Origin of the sequence: Nonomuraea sp. N2-4H (assembly GCF_045291505.1) — a bacterium.
Lineage (GTDB): Bacteria > Actinomycetota > Actinomycetes > Streptosporangiales > Streptosporangiaceae > Nonomuraea > Nonomuraea fastidiosa.
Map to the genome: position 1 here is coordinate 3933144 of NZ_CP147987.1, position 19442 is coordinate 3952585.

The window sequence follows — 19442 nt, forward strand, 5'->3', positions numbered from 1 at the left end:
GGTTGCGCTGGGAGTGAAGCGGGCCGGTTCCGCCTGCCTCGATGGGCCAGGATGAGGGCATGCGGACACTTGTTCTGGGTGGCACGAGGTTTCTGTCGAGGGAGATCGCGCGGCAGGCACGCGATCGCGGGCACGAGGTGGTGTGCGCGGCGCGCGGCCAGGCGGGCGACCCGCCGCAGGGGGTGGAGTTCGTCCGCGTCGATCGCGCGCAGGACGGCGGCCTGTCGCCCTTGGACGGCTCGTTCGACCTGGTGATCGACGTCGCCAGGCAGCCGAGCATGGTCCGCAGGGCGGTCGCCGAGCTGGCGGGGCGCGCCGGGCACTGGACGCTGATCTCCTCGTGCAGCGTCTACGCCGAGACCCACGAGGCCAACCAGGTGCTGCACGAGCCGCTCGCGCCGGGCGCCGACGAGAGCGCCCCGGAGAACTACGGGCCGGCGAAGGTGACGTGCGAGCAGATCGCCGGTGACGCGGCGCTGATCGTCCGCGCCGGGCTGATCGTGGGCCCGGAGGACGGGTCCGACCGGTTCACCTATTGGGTGGATCGGCTGGCGCGCGGCGGGCCCGTGCTGGCTCCCGGCTCCCCTGACGACCTGGTGCAGCTCATCGACGTACGCGACGTGGCCGCCTGGACGCTCGACGCCGCCGAGAAGGGGCTCGCCGGGCCGTACGACGTGATGTCCAGCCCGTTCACCAGGGGCGAGATGCTGGCCGGCATCGCCGAGGGGTTGTCGGTGCGGCCCGAGCTGGTCTGGGCCGACCAGGCGTTCCTCACCGAGCACAAGGTGGCGCCGTGGATGGGTCCGCGGTCGCTGCCGCTGTGGCTGCCGCTGCCGGAATACGCCGGTTTCATGGCCCGCGACGTCTCGGCCACGCTGGACGCCGGGCTGCGCATCCGCCCGGTCGCCGACACCGCGCGCGACACGCTCGCCTGGCTGCGCGACTCCGGTCACCAGGTCACCAAATCCGGCCTCACCGCCGAGGAGGAGGCCGAGCTGCTCCGCCTCCTCACCTGATCCCCGGGCGCGCGCCGATCGGTGCGTCATGCCCGGGACATCCCCGACGCTTGGCGGGCGATCTCGGTGCCGGGAATCGTCAGGATGGCGGGCATGAACGGAGAACTGGAGGCGCTCGTCCCGCTGATCCCCCGACATGACGTGAGCGGCTCGAGGCCGATCGACCTCCTCGCGTCCGAGATCCACCTGGGCCGGGACGGCGAGATCCGCGCGGGCAGGAGAGGCGCGGGCGGCGACCGGGACGGCTGGCGGCTGACGGCCTTCCACGCCAAGACCGCCGACGACGTGCACGCCGACCACTGGGAGATGCACCCGGAGGCCGACGAGATCGTCTCCTGCGTGGTCGGCAAGATCCGCCTCTTCCTGCGTCCGGACGGGCGCGGGGAGGAGGTGGTCAGGCTGGGGGCGGGCACCGCCGCCATCGTGCCGCGTGGCCGCTGGCACCGTATCGAGCTGGACATCCCGAGCACGATCCTGGCCGTCACCCTGCCGCACGGCACCCGCCTGGAGCGGCGGACCGGCGCGGAGCGGCCGGATCTGGCGAGGCCGGAGCCGCCCGGCGGGGCGCGTTGCCGCCGCCCGGCATGACCTCCCAGGTAATCGACGGCTTCCGGCCTGAGGTGGAAGCATCGCCGTCATGAGTGAACGCACCCGTGACGTCGTGACCCAGCTGCTGACCAGGATCGCCGAGGGAGACCACGACCGTACGGCGGAACTTTTCGCCGAACCGGTGGACTGGCGGCTCTCCTGGCCTTCCGAGGGGCATCCCGCCGTGCCGTGGATCCGTCCCCGGTCCAGCCGGGCCGAGGTGGCCGAGCATTTCCGGTCGCTGGCCGAGCACCACGTGCCCGAGCTGAACGGCACCTCGATCGAGCGCATCCTGGTGGACGGGCCGCATGCCGTGGTGCTCGGGGTGATCAAGCAGACCGTACGGGGCGGCGGAGTGGCGTACACGTCGCCGTTCGCGCTGCATCTGACGGTCGAGGACGGTCTGATCACCCGCTACCACATCTACGAGGACAGCCTGACCGTCACCCGGGCGCTCACCGCCTCCTGAGCACCGCCGTCATGAGCCGGTGCCTGAGCACCGCCGTCATGAGCCGGCGCCTGAGCACCGCCGTCATGAGCCGGCGCGCAACCGCTCCGCCGCCCGCTCGTAGGCGCGCGCGGCCCTGCGGAAGTAGTCGTAGGGCACGTCGAGCTGGTCGTCGGTGCAGCCGGCCAGGATCTCGCCCACCTCGCGCCTGACCGGCGTCATGACCTCGTCGAGCTCGGCGGGCTTGCCGACGGGCTCGACGATGACCTTGCTGCGGTCGTCGGTGGCGGGGCTGCGGCGGACGTATCCGGCCTGCTCCAGCCGGTCGATGAGCCGGGTGGTCGGGCCGGTGGTCAGCCCGGCGCGGGCGCCCGGCTCCCCCGGTCGTTCAGGTTCCAGCCGGCCACCCGGCCCGCCGCCCAGGCGCGGTGAGGCCATCGCGTCCGGTCAGGCCGCCGTCAGGCCGAACGCCTCCACCAGCTCCTCCGTGGTGCGGATGGCGTGGGCGAATGTGGGGCCGTTCAGCTCGTGGGCGGCGTACATCATCTCCGGGCTGAACGCCGCCGTGGCGTCGCGCACCAGCGTGACGTGGTAGCCCAGCTCCATCGCGAACCTGCCGGTCGACTCCAGGCAGGTGTTGGCGAGCACGCCGATCAGCACCACGTGCGTGATGCCGTGCTGCTTGAGCTGGAAGTCCAGGTCGGTGTTGGCGAAGCCGCTCTGCGCCCAGTGCTCGTGGACGACGATGTCGCCGGGCTGCGGCGCGAGGTCAGGGTGGAACTCCCCGCCCCACGTCCCGCGCGCGAACGAGTGCCGCTCCATGATGCCGCGCTGGGTGGGGTTCGGGTGCCGCCAGCTCTCGTAGTCGCCCGGCTCCCAGCGGCGGTGCGGCACGATCAGCAGCCGGGCGCCGATCCCGCGCGCGGCGGCGGTCACCGTACGCAGGTTGTCCACCAGCCCGACCTCGGTGGCGACGGGGGCGAGCCTGGGCCAGAGCTTGCCGCCCTCGGAGATGAAGTCGTTGTACGGGTCGATCAGCAGGACCGCCGTGTGACGGGGATCGTAGAGCCGGGTCACAAGTGTTCCTCCGCCTTCGCGTACAAGGGGGCGGCGCCCGTTCCGCGCCTCCCGTCACGGCTCTACCCCGCAGGCCGGCACGTGCGCGTCCCGCGCGGGTCAGCGCGGCGCCAAACCCCCTTGACCGGAAGCGAAGGCGATCAGCCGAGCAGGATGTTCGTGGACTGCGACGGTACGGCGTCCAGCGCGGCGAGGGTCTCGTCGTCGAACGCGATCTCGCCCGCGGCGACGTTCTCCTCCAGGTGGGCGGCCGACGCGGTGCCGGGGATGAGCAGCACGTTGGGCGCGTGCCGCAGCAGCCAGGCCAGACCGATCTGGGACGGCGTGCGGCCGAGCCTGGCGGCGGCCTCGGTCACCGCCGGCTGCTCCACCACCCTGGGCATGCCGGGGAACGCGCCGCCCAGCGGGAAGTACGGCACCCAGGCGATCCCCTCGGCGGCGCACAGCGCCAGCATCTCCTCGTGGTCGCGCCCGACGAGGCTGTAGGCGTTCTGAACGCAGACGATGCCGGCGGGCAGGGCACGGCGCAGCACGTCGAGCGAGACGGCGCTGAGCCCGATCCCACCGATCTTGCCCTCGTCGCGCAGCGCCGTCATCACCTCGAGCTGGTCGTCCACGTCCACCACCTGGGGGCCGGTGGCGCGGATGCCGGGGCCGACGTCGAGCCTGCGGAGGTTCACGACCGGGATGCGCTCGACGCCGAGGCTCTTGAGGTTGGCCTCGACGCTCGCCCGCAGCTCCCCGGGACGCTGGGCGGGGCGGAGCGGGAACGGGCCGTCCGGGTCGACGACCGCGCCCACCTTGCTGACGACGACCACGCCGTCCTCGGGGCGCAGCGCCTCGCGGATCACGTCGTTGACGAAGCCGTCGCCGTAGAAGTCGGCCGTGTCGACGTGATCGACGCCCAGCTCGACGGCGCGGCGCAGCAGCCGTACGGCGGCGGCGCGGTCGTCGTGCAGCCGCTCGAGCTGCATGGCGCCGTAGCCGACGCGGGAGACGGTAAGGTCGCCGAGCAGGCCGGAGCCGCCGGGACGCGGTGCTCCGGTGGCCGTGACGTCGGAGGAAGAGGTGCCGGAGGACATCAGGAAACACCGTCCTTGAGACAATGACGAGAGAAAGCGGAGGACCCTCCGCCAAGACCGACCCTAGCACTATCGGAGGTGCCTCCGTTTTGGTTGCCCCGGAATCTTCCGAATCTCCGGCCCCCGGGCGGCCCGTTCGCGCGCACGCGCGCCGCAACCGCGAGAACCTGCTCGCCGTCGCCCGCGCGGCCTTCGCCACCGCCGACGGGCCCGTCTCGCTCGAAGGCATCGCCAAGCAGGCCGGCGTCGGCATCGGCACGCTCTACCGCCACTTCCCCACCCGGGAGGCGCTCGTCGAGGCCGTGTACGCCGCCGAGCTCGACGAGGTGACCGGATGCGTACCCGCCCTCCTTGCCGAGCACCCGCCCGAGGTCGCGCTGCGGGCGTGGATGAAGCGTTACGGGGCGTTCGTCTCGACCAAGCGCGCCATGCTCGACACCCTGCGCGCCGGCTGGGCCTCAGGACGGCTCGCCACGCCCACGACCAGGGAACGCATCACCGCCGCCATCGGCACGATCCTGGAGCGCGGTGCCCGCGCGGGCACCCTGCGCGGCGACATCGACCCCGACGACGTCACCGCGATGATCCTGGGCGTCTTCCTGTCCACGGCGGCCGGCGACACCTGGGACCGCATGGACCGCCTCTTCGACCTCCTCATGGACGCCCTCCGGCCCTAGCCGTCCGGGCGGGCATCGCTGCGGGGCGGGGTGGCGGATCGTGCCGCCCAGAACGAGCGGCGGCCTGGCGCAGGTCGCGCTCCGCGGCGGCGGCCTGGCCGGGCACGCGCATCGCCCAGGCGGCAGGCGCGACGGGGCGGGCGGCCGGGCGGCGGGTCACTCCGTCACGAGGGTGATGCCCTCGGGCAGGCCGGTGACGTGGGCGGTGCCGGACGCGTCCACCGTGACGTCCACCGAGGAGCCCGCCACCCGCAGGCCGCGGACCGACAGGGCACCGAGCGGGGCGGAGGGCAGTGGACGGAGGACCGCCTTGCCTTCCGGGACGTCGGGGTAGAGGCCGGTGGCGGCGTGCAGGATCGCGACGGCGGCCGCGGCCGACCACGCCTGCGGGCGGCAGGCCGCCGGGTACGGCACCGGCCGGCCCAACAGCTCCCGCGAGTCGCCCGCGTGCAGTTCCGGCAGGCGGTAGTCGAACGCCTCGGCGGCGGCGAGCAGCCCCCGGGCGAGGCCGGCGGCCAGATCGGCCGGGCCGGACGGCGCGCCGGCCGAATCCGTCTCGCGGGACAGCGCGCCGGCCACATCAGGCTCGCCGGGCAACGTCCCGACCGCACCAGGCGCGCCGGCCACGTCAGCCCGCCCGGACGGGGCGGCGGTCAGCGCGGTCTCCCTGGACAGGGCGGCGCGGGCGAGGCCGGTGATGACGATCGCCGTGTCGTGGGTCCAGACGGAGCCGCAGTGGTACGACAGCGGGCTGAACCCCGCATCGCCGCTCGACATCGTGCGCAGCCCGAAGCCGCCCGACATGGCCGGGTCGCTCAGCAGGCCGGCGATGCGCAGCTCCTCGTCGGGCGTCAGGATGCCGGTGCCGAGCAGGTGCCCGATGTTGCTGGTGAGCGCGTCGACCGGGCGCTTGTCGCGGTCGAGGGCGAGCGCGGGGTGCCCGCGGTCCGTCCAGAACTTCGCGCGGAACCGTTCGGCCAGCCGGCCGGCGTAGTCGCGCCACCGCTCGGCGCCGGGCCGGCCGAAGGCGTCGAGCAACGCCGCCCCGGCGGTGGCCGCCTCGTACGCGTACCCCTGGACCTCGACGAGCGCGATGGGCGGCTCGGCGTGCGAGCCGTCGTGGAAGCGGACGGCGTCGCCCGAGTCCTTCCAGCCCTGGTTGGCCAGGCCGCGCCCGCTGGTGTCGATGTACTCGAGGAAGCCGTCGCCGTCGGCGTCGCCGTGGTCGGCGAGCCAGCCGAGCGCCGCCTCCATGGCGGGCAGCAGCGCGGCGACCTCGGATTCGGGCATGCCCCAGCGCCAGGCGTCGTGCAGCAGCGTGATCCAGAGCGGGGTGGCGTCGATGGTGCCGTAGTAGGCGGCGGGCAGGCGGAGCTGGTTCGCTTCGAGCTTGAACTCGTGGCGGCGCAGCTCGTGCATGATCTTGCCGGGCGCCTCGCCCGAGGTGGGGTCGATCTTCGTGCCCTGGCGCCGGGCCAGGACGCGCAGGGTGCCGGCGGCCAGCTCGGTGCCGAGCGGGAGCAGCATGCGGGCGGCCCAGATGCTGTCGCGGCCGAAGAGGGTCAGAAACCAGGGCACTCCGGCGCCCAGGAACGTGTCATCGGGCGCGCCGGTCTCGGTGAGCCGCAGCGACTCGAGGTCGTCGAGCGACTGGCGGGCCAGGCGTACCAGGCGGGCGTCGTCGGCCTCCACCTGCGGCCTGCTCCATTCGAGCGCCTTGGCAGGCGCGGCGACGACCGCCTCGGGGTCCTGGACGGTCACGCCCCACCGTACGGTCACCCGCTCCCCCGGCGGGACGGTGACACGCCACCGCAGCGTCTGCCCGCTGATCTCGGCGTCGGCCCGCACGCTGACCCGGACGTCACCGGACTCCCAGACCAGCCCGCCGGCATCGGACACGGGGGCGAGAGGCGCCGTGTCCCCGCCGGACTTCACCACTTCGATGGGCGCGAGGTCGCAGCCGAGCTCCACCGTGATGGTGCAGGTGGCGGGGGCCGAGGCGGTGGAGGCGAGGGTGATCTCCTCGTCCATGCCGCCGGGCGTGACCCGGCGCAGGCGGTCCACTCTGACGGTCGGGTCTGGGGCGGGGTCGCCGAGCCAGCGGGCCAGCGCGACGAAGCGCGAGAGCCCCGGCCCCGGCACGGCGTGCGCGACGGCCTCCGGCTCGCGGCCGTCGATCAGCAGCCCGGCCTGGGAGAGCACCCGTGCGTCGGCGTGGAAGAGCCCCTGCACCCCTGCGGGCCTGATCTGGCCGTCCGCACTGCTGAGCGCGGTCGTCGGCGCCATCACGGTGCTGACGAGATCGTGCAACAGCGGTTGCAGCCGGTGGTCGGTCACGTGAGGCCCCCTTGACACTCCGTTAACTTGAACGATCTAATCCTGGCATACATCATTTTGATCGTTCAAACTCACGGAAAGGCGATATATGGCGGCGAAGGTCACGATCGCCGATGTGGCGCGGCTCGCCGGTGTGTCCCGCCAGACGGTGTCGAACGTCCTGAACTCCCCGGAGGTCGTCAAGGAGGAGACCCGGCAGCGCGTGCTCGCCGCGGTGGAGACCCTCGGCTACCGGGTGAGCGCCGCCGCCAGGCAGATGCGGACCGGCCGGTCGCGGCTCCTTGCCGTGCGGATCGAGACGACCGAGGACGGCATGAACGTCTTCGACCGCTGGCTGCACGGCCTCACCGAAGCGGCGGAGAGGTCCGGCTACCGGGTACTGCTCTACACCGCCACCGACGACGAGAACGAGATCGACACCATCGACCGGCTCCGCGGCGAGTTCGAGCCCGACGGTTACGTGCTGACCAGCACCCACCACGACGACCCGCGCACCGCCTGGCTGGCCGAGCGTGACCTGCCGTTCGTCACCTTCGGCCGGCCGTGGGGCGCCACGGACGTCGGCCACCCTTGGGTGGACGTGGACGGCGCGGCCGGCACCGAGGCCGCCACCCGCCACTTCCTCGCCACCGGGCACCGGCGGATCGGCTTCATCGGCTGGGAACCGGGCTCCGGTGTGGGCGACGACCGCCGCGCCGGCTGGTCGAGGGCGCTGTCGGCCGAAGGGCTCGACACCGACCTCGACCTCGCGACGGACGGCACGCTGACCCAGGGCAGGGCGGCCGCGCTCGAGCTGACCGGGCGCGGGGCCACCGCCCTGGTGTGCGTCAGCGACGCCGTGGCGCTCGGCGCCCTGCAGGTCACGCGCGACGTCGTCGGGTTCGACGACACGCCGGTGGCCGCCGCCGTCGGTCTCAGCAGCCTCGGCCAGCCGCTCGCCGAGGTCGCCGCCCGTTGCGTGGAGATGCTGACCGGCCGCCTGTCGGGCCGGCCGACCGAGTCCCACGCGCTGCTCAGTCCCACCTTGGTCATCCGGAAGGACCCTCGATCATGAAGAGATTCGCGATCCCCGCCGCGGCCGCCGTGCTCCTGACCGCCACCGCCTGCGGCAGCGGCTTCGACAACCGGCAGGCCGCGCCGCAGCAGCAGACCAGCGGCCCGGCGGAGCTACAGGTCCTGATGGCCTCGTCCGGCGACGCCGAGACGAACGCGGTCAAGGAGGCGGCCGACGCGTGGGCCAAGGCCACCGGCAACAAGGCCGTGGTCACCCCGGCCCAGGACATCCACCAGCAGCTCGGCCAGGCGCTGGCGGGCAGCAACCCGCCCGACGTGTTCTACGTGGACGCCTCGCGCTTCGCCGACTACGCGAGCGTCGGCGCGCTGGAGCCGTACGCCGACAAGATCTCCGACGTCCAGGACTTCTATCCGAAGCTGCGCGAGACCTACACCTACGACGGCCGCTTCTACTGCGTGCCGAAGGACTTCTCCACGCTCGCCCTGATCGTCAACGACGACCTGTGGAAGAAGAACGGCCTCACCGAGGACGACATCCCCACCACGTGGGAGGAGCTGACCGCCGTCACCAAGAAGATCAAGGACGTGACGCCGCTGACGTTCAGCGACACGCGCGACCGGGTCGGCGCGTTCATGGTGCAGGCGGGCGGCTGGATCACCAGCGCCGACGGCAAGCAGGCCACCGGTGACAGCCCCGAGAACCTTCAGGCGCTGCAGTACGTCAAGGACCTGCTCACCGGCAAGCAGGCCCAGTACGCCAAGGCGCTCGACGCCGAGTGGGGCGGCGAGGCGTTCGGCAAGGGCAAGGCCGCCATGACGATCGAGGGCAACTGGATCAAGGGCGCGATGAAGGCCGACTATCCGGACGTGAAGTTCTCGGTGCACGAGCTGCCCGCCGGGCCGAAGGGCAAGGGCACGCTGTCGTTCAGCAACTGCTGGGGCATCGCCGCCAAGTCCAAGCAGAAGGCCGCGGCCATCAGCTTCGTCGAGGCGATGACGAAGAAGGAGCAGCAGCTCGCCTTCGCCAGGGCGTTCGGCGTGATGCCGTCCAGGGCCTCGGCCAAGGAGGACTACCTCAAGGAGTTCCCGGGCGACGCCGCCTTCGTGGGCGGCGCCGACTACGCCCAGGGCCCGGTGAACGCCCCGAAGATGGACAGCGTCCTGTCCGACTTCGACGCGGGCCTGCAGCAGCTGGCCTCCAAGGACCCGAAGGAGATCCTGGCCAGGCTGCAGAAGAACACCGAAAGCACGCTGGGCTGACGTGATGCGCAGCCGTACCAGGGAGAACCTCGCGGGGTGGCTCTTCGTCGCGCCGGTCGTGGTGATCCTCGGGCTGTTCCTGCTCCTGCCCATCCTGATGGCGCTCTGGGTGAGCCTCACGGGATGGAACGGGCAGGGCAGCCCGTTCCGGGCCGAGGTGCCGTTCGTCGGCGTCGACAACTACGCCCGGCTGTTCACCGAGGACGGGCTGGCCCGCGAAGACTTCATGACGAGCATCCGCAACAACATCTACTACGTCGCCGCGGTCGTGCCGCTGCAGACGGCGCTCGCGCTCTTCCTCGCACTCGTGGTGAACAAGCGCAAGGGGTTCTTCCGCACCGCCTTCTACTTCCCGTCGGTGACCAGCTCCGTCGCGATCAGCGTGGTGTTCCTGTTCATCTTCAGCAACTCCGGAGCGGTCAACCAGGTGCTCGGCTTCCTCGGCGTGCAGGGGCCGCAGTGGTTCTCCGACCCGCGCGGCGTGATCCAGCTCCTGATCGGCGATCCGCCCGCGGTGCTCACCGAGCACGGCATGCTCGGCCTGAGCTGGTGGGACTGGCTGTCGGGGCCGAGCGTGGCGATGTGCGCGATCATCATGCTGGTGGTGTGGACGACGTCGGGGACGTTCATGCTGATGTTCCTCGCGGCGCTGCAGAACATCCCGAAGACGCTCGACGAGGCCGCCATGATCGATGGCGCCACCCGGTGGCAGCGGTTCTGGCGGGTGACGCTGCCGATGCTCAAGCCGACCATGTTCCTGGTGCTGACGCTGGGGCTGATCGGCACGTGGCAGGTGTTCGACCAGATCTACGTGATGAGCCAGGGCGATCCGGCCAAGACCACGCTGACGCCGGCGTTCCTGTCGTACCGGACGGCCTTCCGTGACTTCGACTACGGCGTGGGCACGGCGATCTCGTTCGTGCTCTTCTCGATCATCGTGCTGCTGACGCTGTTCCAGCGGTGGGTCATGAGGGAGCGCAAGGCATGAGACGCCTCGTCTTGATCGTCTTCTCGGTCGTCTTCATCTACCCGTTCGTCATCCAGATCGCGAACTCCTTCAAGACCGACCCCGACGCCGCCGCCAACCCGCTGTCGCCCATCCCCCACCCGGCCACGCTGGCGGCGTTCGAGCGGGTGTTCGGCGGCACCGACATGCCGATCTGGCTGGGCAACTCGCTGCTGGTGACCATCGTGGTGACGCTGGGGCGGGTGCTGCTGGACTCGATGGCGGGCTACGCGCTGGCCCGGCTGCGCTTCCGCGGCCGGGCGGGGCTGTTCGCGGCGGTGATCGCGGTGATGGCGGTGCCGGGCGTGGTGCTGTTCATCCCGAAGTTCCTGGTGCTGAACCAGCTCGGCATGTACGACTCGTACCTCGCGCTGATCCTGCCCCTCGTGGCGGACGCGACCGGGGTCTTCATCATGAAGCAGTTCTTCGAGTCGGTGCCGCGCAGCGTCGAGGAGGCGGCCAGGATCGACGGGGCGGGCACGTTCCGGGTCTTCTGGTCGGTGGTGCTGCCGATGTCCCGGCCCGCGCTGATCACCTTGACGATCCTGTCGTTCCAGGGTTCGTGGAACGAGTTCCCGCACACGCTGGTGGCGGTGCAGAACCCGGAGCTGTTCACCCTGCCGCGCGGCCTCGCCGAACTGGTCAGCGGCTCGCTCGGCGGCGGCACCCAGTTCCCGCTCAAGCTGGGCGCCGCGCTCCTGGCCACCGTCCCGGTCGCGGTGATCTTCCTCATCTTCCAGCGCTACTTCGTCCGCGACGCCAACGAGGGCGCGGAGAAGGGCTGACGCCGCGTCGGGCTCGGGTCGCGTCCTCGGCTTCGAACGGCTCCGCCGCGGTCGCGGGTCCGGTGATGACCGCCGGTCTTCGCCGGAGCCCGCGGCCGGACGGAGCCGTCCTGTTGGGATGAGTGCCTCTCTTCCGCACCTCAGCGGGTGCGCCACCCATGCTCCCGGTTCCGGCCGCCGCTCCCTAGGGCCGAAAGTCCCTTGATCGCGAGGACCCTTGGCCTCGCTCAGCCGGGCTCGTGCTCGCCCGCCAGCGGCAGCCGCAGCACGAAGCAGGTGCCGCGCGGGGTCTCCTCGATGGCCAGGTTGCCCTGGTGTGCCTGGGCGATGGCGCGGGAGATGGCCAGGCCGAGCCCGCTGCCCCCGGGGTCGCGTTCGCGCCCCGCGGCCAGCCGGATGAAGGGCTGGAAGACCTGCTCGCGCTGGTCGGGCGCGATGCCGTCGCCGTCGTCCCAGACGGTCAGCACGGCCTCGCCGTCGGCGCGCTCGACGCTCACCTCGATCGCGCTTCGGGCGTGCCGCTCGGCGTTGACCAGCAGGTTCGTCAGCACCTCTCCGAGCTGGACGCGGTTGCCCCACACGCGGGGAGCGTCGTCGACGGACACGCGCGGCCGGTAGGCGGGCGACAGGCGCTCGACCTCGTCCCGTACGAGAGCGCCCAGATCGACCCGCTCGGCCTGCTGCGGTGACGACGTGCGCACCCGGGTGAGCAGCAGCATCTCATCGATGATCACCTGGAGACGGCCCACGCTGCCGAGCGCGTCGCTGATCGTCTGGCCTCGGTCCACGCCCGGATAGATCAGCGCCTCCTCCAGCCGGGTACGCAGGCCGGTCAGCGGCGTACGCAGCTCGTGGGAGACCATCGAGGAGTAGTAGCCCTGCTGCCGGACGGCCTCCTCGAGCCTGGCCAGGGTCCGGTTCACGGTACGGGCGAGCGTGGCGATCGCGTCACGGCCGCGTGGCACGGGCACCCGCAGGCCGAGGTCGGTGACGGTGATCTCGGCGATCAGGTCCCGCATCACCTCGACCGGGCGCAGGGTACGGCGGATGAGCAGCGCCGCCAGGCCGGTCACCAGCGCGCTGGCGACCAGGACGGCGCCGGCCAGGCCAAGCTCGAGGTTCCAGCCGGCCAGGACGGGAGGCTCCACGCGGCCGGCGTACACGACGTGGGAGGCGCCGCCCCACAGCCCTTCCTCCTCCTGCGGGGACGGCCGGAAGGCGGTGAACATCACGCATTCGCCGTTCGCGCACTCCCTGCCGTGCTTGATGCGGTCGTCGGAGCCCGGCCACAGCGTGCTGATCGGCGGGCGCCCTGCCGCGTCGCGGCTGGCCGCCACGACGCGGCCGGTGGCGTCCACGAGCTGGAGCAGGTTGACCTCCGCCGTGGTCACGGGCTGCGGGGTCGAGGTGTCCATGGCCGCGATCCAGTCCGAGGCCGCGCGCTGGGTGCTCTGGTAGACCTCGCTCTCGACCTTCTCGCGCACGATCAGGTCCGCGGCGACCGCGACCCCGGTGAGGCTCGCCAGCGACAGCAGCGCGGTCATCAGGATGAGGCGGGCCTGCACGGAGAGGCGCCGGGACGCAGGGGCATAGGCAACCTCCCCGCTCGCCTCGCTCCTCAGGGCCATGCTTGCAACTGCCGGTTCATGGGGAGCCAATGCCGCCGCAACGTGCGGGTCATAGGTGGAGAAACCGGGTCAACGCCCGTCGTGGACCAGCCGCCCGCCCACGGCGGTGGCGATCACGGTGACGTCCTTGATCGCGGCGGGATCGACGGCGAACAGGTCGTCGGAGAGCACCGCGAAGTCGGCCAGCTTGCCCCGGCTCAGCGTGCCCTTGAGGTGCTCCTCGTGCACCGCGTACGCCGAGCCCTCGGTGTAGGCGCGCAGCGCCTGCTCGACGGTGAGCGCCTCCGGCGGGTTGAACGGCCGCCCGCTCGCCGTGCGCTGGTTGACCAGGTCGTGGATGCCGAGCAGCGGCGCGCCCGCCACCACGGGGCAGTCGGAGCTGCCCGGCAGCACGATGCCGGCCTTAAGGAACGAGCGCTGCCGGTAGCAGCCGCGCGACCGCTCGGGCCCGAGCGCCTCCAGCATGCCGTCGCCGATCTCGGAGATGAACCGGCCCTGCGGCACGGGGATGACGCCCAGCTCGGCGACCCTGGCGACCTGGGCGTCGCTGGTGACCGCGCAGTGCTCGATGCGGTGGCGGGCGTCCGGGCGCGGAGTGCGGGCCTGCGCCTCGGCGTAGGCGTCGAGTACGACGTCCACGGCGGCGTCGCCGATGGCGTGGGTGGCGATCTGCCAGCCGGAGCCGTGGGCGCGCAGGATGAAGCCGCGCAGCGCCTCCGCCTCCTCCTGGAGGAAGCCCCGGTTGCCGGGCTCGCCCGCGTAGTCGCAGCACATGGCGGCGGTGCGGCCGATGAGCGAGCCGTCGGAGAACAGCTTGACCGGCCCGATCCGCAGCCACTCGTCGCCCAGCCCGGAGCGTACGCCGAGGTCGAGCCCGAACTCGGCGTCCACGTCGTGCAAATTGGGCGAGCCCGGCATGAGCGTGGCCCGCTGCGGCAGCAGGCCCCGCCTGATCGCGTCCTGGAAGGCGGCGACGTCCCAGCGGCCGTTGCCGGCCAGGCCGGCGCCGACGCCCGGCTCGGTGAAGCTGGTCAGCCCCTCGGCGGCGGCGGCCCGCCCGGCCAGCGCGATGCCCTCGATGAACTCCTCGTGCGCGAGCGGCCGCAGCACCCGCAGCGCGAGGTCCTGTGCCTGCTCGGCGAGCAGGCCGTCGGGCAGCCCGCGCTCGTCGCGACCGACGGAGCCGCCCGGCACGTCGGGCACGTCCTCAAGCGACGGGAAGCCCATGAGCGCGAACGCCGCCGTGCTGGCCACGCCCATGTGGCCGGAGGTGTGCTGGAGCCAGACCGGGCGGCCGCCGGAGGCCCGGTCGAGGGCCTCGCGGGTGGGGTGGACGCCGCCCAGCTTGTTCTGGTCGTAGCCGCCGCCGCGGATCCAGGCCCCTTCCGGCAGGGTCGCGGCGCGCTCGGCGACCCGCGCGTACAGCTCGTCGAGGCTGCGCACGCGCACGTCCAGCTCGCGCAGCCGCTGGCCGCGCATGCTCAGGTGGTGGTGGGCGTCGTTGAAGCCGGGCACGACGGGCGCACCGCCGAGATCCACGACCGTCTCGGCGCTCACCCCGTCGAGCTCCTCGTCCAGCCCGGCGATCCGGCCGTGCAGCACGCCCAGGCGGGTGGCCTGCGGCCGGTCGCGGTCGAGGGTGGTGAAGCGGCCGTTGACGAACAGCGCGTCGAGACGCATCAGACCTCCAGCGGTTCCCGCGCCGCCACGCTCCTGCGCCGCAGGGCGGCCACGCAGGCCATGGTGAGCAGAATGATGACCAGGTACTGGGCGACGACCGCCCAGATGGTGCCGGTCGAGGTGAGCAGCGCCTGGGCGATCATCGGGGCGGTGCCGCCGATGAGGGCGCCGCAGAGCTGGTACGACAGCGAGATGCCGGTGTAGCGGACCCGGGCGGGGAACGCCTCGGCCAGGAAGCCGGCCAGGGCCGCGTACGACATGCCGCCGAAGACGATGCTGAGCGCCAGCCCCAGCGTGGCCAGGACGGGCGAGCCGGTGCCGACCATGGCGAAGGTGATCGGCGTGCACACGATGAGCGCGGTGAACGCGATCAGCATGAAGCGGGCGGCGCCGTAGCGCTGGCCGAGCACCGCGCCGATCGGCTGGGTGACGAACTGGGTGATGGCCACGATGAGCAGCACGTCGAGCATCGTGCTCCGGCTGATGCCGAGGTCGGTGGTGGCCCACGACAGGATGAAGGTGTTGGTGAAGTACGCCGAGGCGATGCCGACGCCGCTCGCGCCGATGCCCAGCAGCACCAGCGGCCAGGAGCTGCGGAAGACCTCGGCGACGGGCAGCTTGGCCACCTCGCGCCGCTCCTGCATGCGGGTGAACTCCGGCGACTCCTCCACCCGCATCCTGATGACCAGGCCGACCACGAGCAGCACGGCCGAGCACAGGAACGGGATCCGCCAGCCGTAGGACAGGAAGGCGTCCTCGGGGAGCATGCTGACCAGCGCGAACGCGGCGGTGGCGAGGATCGACCCGGCGGGCGAGCCCTGCTGGGCGAAGGCGGCGTAGAAGATGCGCTTGGGGCCCGCGTGCTCGGCGGCGATCAGCACCGCGCCGCCCCACTCGCCGCCGACGGCGATGCCCTGCACCAGCCGCAGCGTGGCGAGCAGCACCGGCGCGAGCACCCCGATCTGCGCGAACGTGGGCAGCACGCCGACGAGCGTGGTGGCCCCGCCCATGAGCAGCAGGGTGACGACGAGCGTGCGCTTGCGGCCGATGCGGTCGCCGAGGTGGCCGAAGACGACGCCGCCGAGCGGCCTGGCCAGGAACCCGACCCAGAAGGTGGCGAAGGAGGCCATCACGCCGGCGGCGGGGCTGACCTCGGGGAAGAACAGCTTGCTGAAGACGAGGGCGGACGCGGTGCCGTAGATGTAGAAGTCGTACCACTCGATGGAGGTGCCGACGAAGGACGCGATGCCCGCGCCGCGGGCGGTGGTGGAGCTCATACGGGGGGATTCCTAGGCGAAGTGGTGGAGTCGAGCCAGCGGCACCTCGGTGGCGGGGGCCATGCTCGCCGCGGCGCCGTCCACGAGGACGGGTCCGGGTTCGCGCGGCACCTCGACGCGAGGAGTCGCCATATTTCGGCACATGTCGGATCGGGTGAGGCCGCGGGAGTGCCGGATCGCCGCGTACCGCAGGCCGCGTGGCAGGGCGTCCCTGCTGTCGGCGGAGTCGAGCGCGTCGTGCGCGACGAAGATCCGCGACAGCCGGGCGGGCGCGTCGCCGAGTCCGCCGAAGTACGGCCGGTAGACGCGCGGCTGGGTGAGCCGGGTGGAGCCGGAGCCGCTGCCGGAGACGCCGTGGGCGACGAAACCGGCTTTGATCACCAGCTCGGGCTTGGTGCCGAACCAGGCCGGCTGCCAGAGCACGATGTCGGCCAGGCGGCCGGGCTGCAGCGTGCCGACCTCGTGGGCCAGGCCGTGCGCGACGGCCGGGTTGACGGTGAGCTTGGCGAGGTAGCGCAGGATGCGCGCGTTATCTCCCGCGGGGTCTCCCGCGCCGGCCGCCAGGGCGTTGAGATGCGCCACCTGCCACGTGCGCCGCACGGTCTCGGCCACCCGGCCCATGCCCATCGAGTCGGAGTTGACGATGCTGATCGCGCCCAGGTCGTGCAGGACGTTCTCGGCCGCGATGCCGTGCTCCCTGACCCGGCTGCGGGTCACCGCCACGTCGCTGTCGATGTGGTGGTTCTGCCGGTGCACGGTCATCGTCATCGGGAACAGCTCGCCGGCGGTGTTCGTGGTGTAGGGCAGCGTGGGGGTGGTGGACGAGGGCAGCACGTGCGGCTCGGAGAGGATCTCCAGCAGGTCGGGATGCCCGCCGCCGCCTTCGACGTGGTAGGCGTGCACGGTGCGCCCGCGCGTCGCGGCGATCGTGTCGGCCAGGTAACCGGACTCGTTCATCGAGTCGGAGTGCAGCGCCACCGGCAGGTCGGCCTGCTCGGCGACGCCGAGGCAGGTGTCGATGACGCGCGGCGTCGCGCCGAAGTCCTCGTGGATCTTGAAGCCGCCCGCGCCCGCCAGCACCGCCTCCTCCAGCAGCCGCTGCGAGCTGGAGGAGCCGCGGGCCAGGAACGCCACGTTCAGCGGGGTGCCGCGCCAGGCGGCCATCAGCGTGTGCAGGTTGTGCGCCGGGTTGACGCCGACGTCCCACACGCCCCCGAGGCCCATGCCGACCACGGTCGTCACGCCGGAGGCCAGCGCGGCGGGCGCGATCTCCGGCGACGACAGGTGCACGTGCGAGTCCACGACGCCGGGCGTGGCGATCAGGCCCTCGCCGGGCACGATCGCCGTGTGCGAGTCGATGATCGCGCCTTCGAACGGGACGATCCTGCCGTCCTTGACGCCGATGTGCGTCTTGCGCACGCCGAGCACCGGGTCCATGAGCACGACCCCGGCCACGACCAGGTCGAGCGCGGACTCCCTGTCGCCGCGCGGGCTGGCCAGCAGCCCGTCGCGCAGCGTCTTGCCGCAGCCGCCGAGCAGTTCGTCGCCGTGCGGCACGTCGTCGGCCTCCACCTCGGCCCACAGGCAGGTGTCGCCGAGCCTGATGAGGTCCCCGGTGGTGGGGCCGTAGATCGCGTTGTACGTCTCGCGTCTCATGACGTGATGACCTCCACCTCGACGGTCTCGCCCGGCGGGAAGGCGGTCGCCGTGCCGGCGGGGATGGCGAGCCTGAGCCCCTCCGGCGACCTGTCGAACGACAGCGCCGCGTTGACCTCTCCCAGCGGGAAGTGCGAGGAGACGTAGACCGTGCGCTCGCCCCGGTTGGTGATGCGCAGGGTGGTGCGCTCGCGGCCGGGGTTCAGCTCGACCTCGCGCGGCAGCGGCCGGACCGCGCCGGGGCCGCCGGGCTCCGGCGGGCCGATGGGGGCGTCCACGGCGACGAGCGCGGTGCCGTTCGGGAACAGCGCCTCGACCTGGACGTGGGGCACGAGCGCGCAGACGCCCTCCATCACGTCGCCGGGGCCGAGCACGGCCTTGGCGCCCTCGATGACCTCGGGCAGCGTGGCGCCGTCCCAGGCGAGTTCGAGGATCTCGTCGCAGATCAGGGCGATGGCCTCGGGGGCGTTCAATCTGCGCCCACGGGCGCGGCGGCGGCGGGCGAGCTCGGCGAGCGTGAAGATGGTGAGCCGCTCCTGCTCGCGAGGTGTCAGATGCAACGTCGAACCTCCCGTTTCGCTCACGGTATGGCGAGGTCAGGGGGCCGACCAACGGTGAGACGGTGCGTAAATGCGCGGCTAGATTGTGCACATGACCAACGACGTGCTGGTCCGTCTCGCCCGGCGATGTCTGGAGAGTTACGAAGACCTCATCGACGACTGGGCCGAGCAAGTGATGGCGATGGAGCCGTACGCGCGGGGCCTGGTCAGCCGCGAGGAGGTGCTGGAGGGCGCCAGGGTCGGGTTCGAGCTGATCCTGCGCCACCTCGCCGAGGGCCGGGTGCCGCCCGAGCTGCGGCCGCACTCCGAGCGGCTGGGCGAGCGGCGGGCCGGGCAGGGCGTGCCGCTGGAGTCGCTGCTCGCGGCGGCACGGCTGGACGCCCGCGCGCTCTGGCTGGGCCTGGTCCGGCTGGCCGCGCCGGAGGACCTGCCGCCGCTGCTCGAAGGGGCCATCCTGGTGTGGGAGGCGGTCGAGCAGCACAACACCGGCCTGATGACCGGCTATCAGCGGGCCGTGCTGGAGATGGGCAGGCAGCGCGAGGACGAGCGGCGCACGTGGTTCGCGCGGCTGCTGGACAACGACGGCCGCAACCCCGACGTGGTGCGCGACGCTGGGCGGGTGCTCGGCTTCGACGTGACGGCCTCGTTCGTCGCGGTGGTGGCGTCCCCGGCGGCGGGGGCGGCGCTGCGGGTGGCGGCGAGCGGGATGAGCGGGCTCGGGCTGCGTACGCACCGTCACGAGTCGCCGTCGGGCGACATGCTCGTGGTGCAACTGCCCCATCGGGCGCCCGATCCGGAACGGCTGGTGCTGGAGGCGCTGGCGCGCGTGGCGTGCGGCGTGTCCCCGCGGGTGGCGGGTCTGGCCAGGGTGCCGCACGCGGTGCGTCTGGCCGCGGCCGCGATCCGGGCCGGCGGCGCGGCGCCTGCGGGGCCGATGCGGCTGGAGGACCGGTGGCTCGAGGTGTTCGTCGCGCACAGCCCCGAGCTGGCGGCGGAGCTGGCGGAGCGGGTGCTGGGGCCGCTGGAGTCGATCGGCGCGGTGGAGCGGGAGCGGCTGCTGGAGACCGTACGCGTGCATCTCGCGGGCAACGGCTCGATCGCCGACACGGCAGCGGCGCTCTACTGCCATCGCAACACCGTTCAGCACCGCTTCGCCAGGTTCAGGGAGCTGACCGGGCGCGACGTGCGGGTGCCGGGTGACGCCGCCGTGGTGGCGCTGGCGCTGCGCGTCCGGCCCGCGAGTGAGGGTGGGTGAGCGCGTGAGAGGGGCGGATGGCGGGAGACGGAGCAGGCGCGGGAGGCGGGTGAAGGCGTGAGAAGGGCCGGTCTCGAGGGCCGGCCCTGGTCTCAT

General features: G+C 72.4%; 18 protein-coding genes. 9 read left to right on the forward strand and 9 right to left on the reverse strand.

All coding sequences use genetic code 11. The annotated features are described in order from the left end of the window. Window positions 1-59: 59 nt before the first annotated feature. The 3 genes from WBK31_RS18260 to WBK31_RS18270 all read left to right on the forward strand — a co-directional run bounded on the left by WBK31_RS18260 (window position 60) and on the right by WBK31_RS18270 (window position 2073). Window positions 60-1016 carry an NAD-dependent epimerase/dehydratase family protein gene (locus tag WBK31_RS18260; RefSeq protein WP_364052729.1) on the forward strand — a complete coding sequence of 319 codons (957 nt, stop codon included), beginning with the start codon at window positions 60-62 and terminating at the stop codon, window positions 1014-1016. 93 nt (window positions 1017-1109) lie between these two features. Next, the gene (locus WBK31_RS18265; RefSeq protein WP_364052732.1) at window positions 1110-1604 is read left to right on the forward strand and encodes a cupin; all 495 of its coding nucleotides are present in this window, start codon (window positions 1110-1112) and stop codon (window positions 1602-1604) included. A 49-nt stretch (window positions 1605-1653) separates the two neighbouring features. After that, on the forward strand, window positions 1654-2073 hold the full coding sequence (locus tag WBK31_RS18270) for a nuclear transport factor 2 family protein (RefSeq protein WP_364052735.1): 420 nt from the start codon (window positions 1654-1656) through the stop codon (window positions 2071-2073). A 63-nt stretch (window positions 2074-2136) separates the two neighbouring features. On the opposite strand, the gene WBK31_RS18275 is transcribed toward WBK31_RS18270, so the two are convergent. From WBK31_RS18275 to WBK31_RS18285, 3 genes are all read right to left on the reverse strand, one after another. After that, window positions 2137-2490 (reverse strand): MarR family winged helix-turn-helix transcriptional regulator, encoded by a 354-nt coding sequence (locus WBK31_RS18275; protein WP_406675290.1) that lies wholly within the window; start codon window positions 2488-2490, stop codon window positions 2137-2139. A gap of 9 nt (window positions 2491-2499) precedes the next feature. Further along, on the reverse strand, window positions 2500-3129 hold the full coding sequence (locus tag WBK31_RS18280) for an isochorismatase family cysteine hydrolase (protein WP_364052741.1): 630 nt from the start codon (window positions 3127-3129) through the stop codon (window positions 2500-2502). A 140-nt stretch (window positions 3130-3269) separates the two neighbouring features. Next, window positions 3270-4211 (reverse strand): aldo/keto reductase, encoded by a 942-nt coding sequence (locus tag WBK31_RS18285; RefSeq protein ID WP_406675291.1) that lies wholly within the window; start codon window positions 4209-4211, stop codon window positions 3270-3272. 89 nt (window positions 4212-4300) lie between these two features. Between WBK31_RS18285 and WBK31_RS18290 the strand changes: the two genes are divergently transcribed. After that, window positions 4301-4888 carry a TetR/AcrR family transcriptional regulator gene (locus tag WBK31_RS18290; protein ID WP_364052747.1) on the forward strand — a complete coding sequence of 196 codons (588 nt, stop codon included), beginning with the start codon at window positions 4301-4303 and terminating at the stop codon, window positions 4886-4888. A gap of 156 nt (window positions 4889-5044) precedes the next feature. Here the strand turns inward: WBK31_RS18290 and WBK31_RS18295 are convergent, their stop codons facing one another. After that, window positions 5045-7225 carry a glycogen debranching N-terminal domain-containing protein gene (locus WBK31_RS18295; protein WP_406675292.1) on the reverse strand — a complete coding sequence of 727 codons (2181 nt, stop codon included), beginning with the start codon at window positions 7223-7225 and terminating at the stop codon, window positions 5045-5047. 88 nt (window positions 7226-7313) lie between these two features. On the opposite strand from WBK31_RS18295, the gene WBK31_RS18300 reads away from it, so the two are divergent. The 4 genes from WBK31_RS18300 to WBK31_RS18315 are packed head-to-tail and all read left to right on the forward strand — an operon-like array spanning window position 7314 to window position 11290. Further along, a complete protein-coding gene (locus tag WBK31_RS18300) occupies window positions 7314-8279 on the forward strand; it encodes a LacI family DNA-binding transcriptional regulator (RefSeq protein WP_364052753.1) in 966 nt (321 codons plus the stop codon). Further along, window positions 8276-9499, forward strand: a complete 1224-nt coding sequence (locus tag WBK31_RS18305) for an extracellular solute-binding protein (RefSeq protein WP_406675293.1) — start codon at window positions 8276-8278, stop codon at window positions 9497-9499. The genes WBK31_RS18300 and WBK31_RS18305 overlap by 4 nt, the downstream gene beginning before the upstream one ends. A 4-nt stretch (window positions 9500-9503) precedes the next feature. After that, window positions 9504-10487 (forward strand): sugar ABC transporter permease, encoded by a 984-nt coding sequence (locus tag WBK31_RS18310; RefSeq protein ID WP_364052759.1) that lies wholly within the window; start codon window positions 9504-9506, stop codon window positions 10485-10487. Beyond that, a complete protein-coding gene (locus WBK31_RS18315; RefSeq protein WP_406675294.1) occupies window positions 10484-11290 on the forward strand; it encodes a carbohydrate ABC transporter permease in 807 nt (268 codons plus the stop codon). The genes WBK31_RS18310 and WBK31_RS18315 overlap by 4 nt, the downstream gene beginning before the upstream one ends. A 227-nt stretch (window positions 11291-11517) precedes the next feature. Here WBK31_RS18315 and WBK31_RS18320 read toward each other — a convergent pair whose 3' ends face one another. From WBK31_RS18320 to ureA, 5 genes are all read right to left on the reverse strand, one after another. Next, window positions 11518-12834 (reverse strand): sensor histidine kinase, encoded by a 1317-nt coding sequence (locus WBK31_RS18320; RefSeq protein WP_406675295.1) that lies wholly within the window; start codon window positions 12832-12834, stop codon window positions 11518-11520. Between the two features lie 153 nt (window positions 12835-12987). Beyond that, window positions 12988-14598: an amidohydrolase gene (locus tag WBK31_RS18325; RefSeq protein WP_406675296.1), complete on the reverse strand. Its 1611-nt coding sequence runs from the start codon at window positions 14596-14598 to the stop codon at window positions 12988-12990. After that, window positions 14598-15875, reverse strand: coding sequence for an MFS transporter (locus tag WBK31_RS18330; RefSeq protein ID WP_364052771.1), 1278 nt, complete (start codon window positions 15873-15875; stop codon window positions 14598-14600). The genes WBK31_RS18325 and WBK31_RS18330 overlap by 1 nt, the downstream gene beginning before the upstream one ends. A gap of 12 nt (window positions 15876-15887) precedes the next feature. Then, window positions 15888-17531 carry an urease subunit alpha gene (locus WBK31_RS18335; RefSeq protein ID WP_364052774.1) on the reverse strand — a complete coding sequence of 548 codons (1644 nt, stop codon included), beginning with the start codon at window positions 17529-17531 and terminating at the stop codon, window positions 15888-15890. Beyond that, window positions 17528-18091 (reverse strand): urease subunit gamma, encoded by a 564-nt coding sequence (gene ureA, locus WBK31_RS18340; RefSeq protein WP_364052777.1) that lies wholly within the window; start codon window positions 18089-18091, stop codon window positions 17528-17530. The genes WBK31_RS18335 and ureA overlap by 4 nt, the downstream gene beginning before the upstream one ends. Before the next feature lie 91 nt (window positions 18092-18182). Between ureA and WBK31_RS18345 the strand changes: the two genes are divergently transcribed. Further along, window positions 18183-19346, forward strand: coding sequence for a PucR family transcriptional regulator (locus tag WBK31_RS18345; RefSeq protein WP_406675297.1), 1164 nt, complete (start codon window positions 18183-18185; stop codon window positions 19344-19346). The last annotated feature ends 96 nt before the right edge of the window (window positions 19347-19442 follow it).

Excerpts from the sequence above, each read along its gene's own strand:
- WBK31_RS18325 (WP_406675296.1), bottom strand. The coding sequence starts at position 14,598 with ATGCGTCTCGACGCGCTGTTCGTCAACGGCCGCTTCACCACCCTCGAC.
- WBK31_RS18260 (WP_364052729.1), top strand. The coding sequence starts at position 60 with ATGCGGACACTTGTTCTGGGTGGCACGAGGTTTCTGTCGAGGGAGATC.
- WBK31_RS18270 (WP_364052735.1), top strand. The coding sequence starts at position 1,654 with ATGAGTGAACGCACCCGTGACGTCGTGACCCAGCTGCTGACCAGGATC.
- WBK31_RS18330 (WP_364052771.1), bottom strand. The coding sequence starts at position 15,875 with ATGAGCTCCACCACCGCCCGCGGCGCGGGCATCGCGTCCTTCGTCGGC.
- WBK31_RS18345 (WP_406675297.1), top strand. The coding sequence starts at position 18,183 with ATGACCAACGACGTGCTGGTCCGTCTCGCCCGGCGATGTCTGGAGAGT.
- WBK31_RS18310 (WP_364052759.1), top strand. The coding sequence starts at position 9,504 with ATGCGCAGCCGTACCAGGGAGAACCTCGCGGGGTGGCTCTTCGTCGCG.
- WBK31_RS18315 (WP_406675294.1), top strand. The coding sequence starts at position 10,484 with ATGAGACGCCTCGTCTTGATCGTCTTCTCGGTCGTCTTCATCTACCCG.
- WBK31_RS18275 (WP_406675290.1), bottom strand. The coding sequence starts at position 2,490 with ATGGCCTCACCGCGCCTGGGCGGCGGGCCGGGTGGCCGGCTGGAACCT.
- WBK31_RS18320 (WP_406675295.1), bottom strand. The coding sequence starts at position 12,834 with ATGACCGCGCTGCTGTCGCTGGCGAGCCTCACCGGGGTCGCGGTCGCC.
- WBK31_RS18300 (WP_364052753.1), top strand. The coding sequence starts at position 7,314 with ATGGCGGCGAAGGTCACGATCGCCGATGTGGCGCGGCTCGCCGGTGTG.
- WBK31_RS18265 (WP_364052732.1), top strand. The coding sequence starts at position 1,110 with ATGAACGGAGAACTGGAGGCGCTCGTCCCGCTGATCCCCCGACATGAC.
- WBK31_RS18335 (WP_364052774.1), bottom strand. The coding sequence starts at position 17,531 with ATGAGACGCGAGACGTACAACGCGATCTACGGCCCCACCACCGGGGAC.
- WBK31_RS18285 (WP_406675291.1), bottom strand. The coding sequence starts at position 4,211 with ATGTCCTCCGGCACCTCTTCCTCCGACGTCACGGCCACCGGAGCACCG.
- WBK31_RS18305 (WP_406675293.1), top strand. The coding sequence starts at position 8,276 with ATGAAGAGATTCGCGATCCCCGCCGCGGCCGCCGTGCTCCTGACCGCC.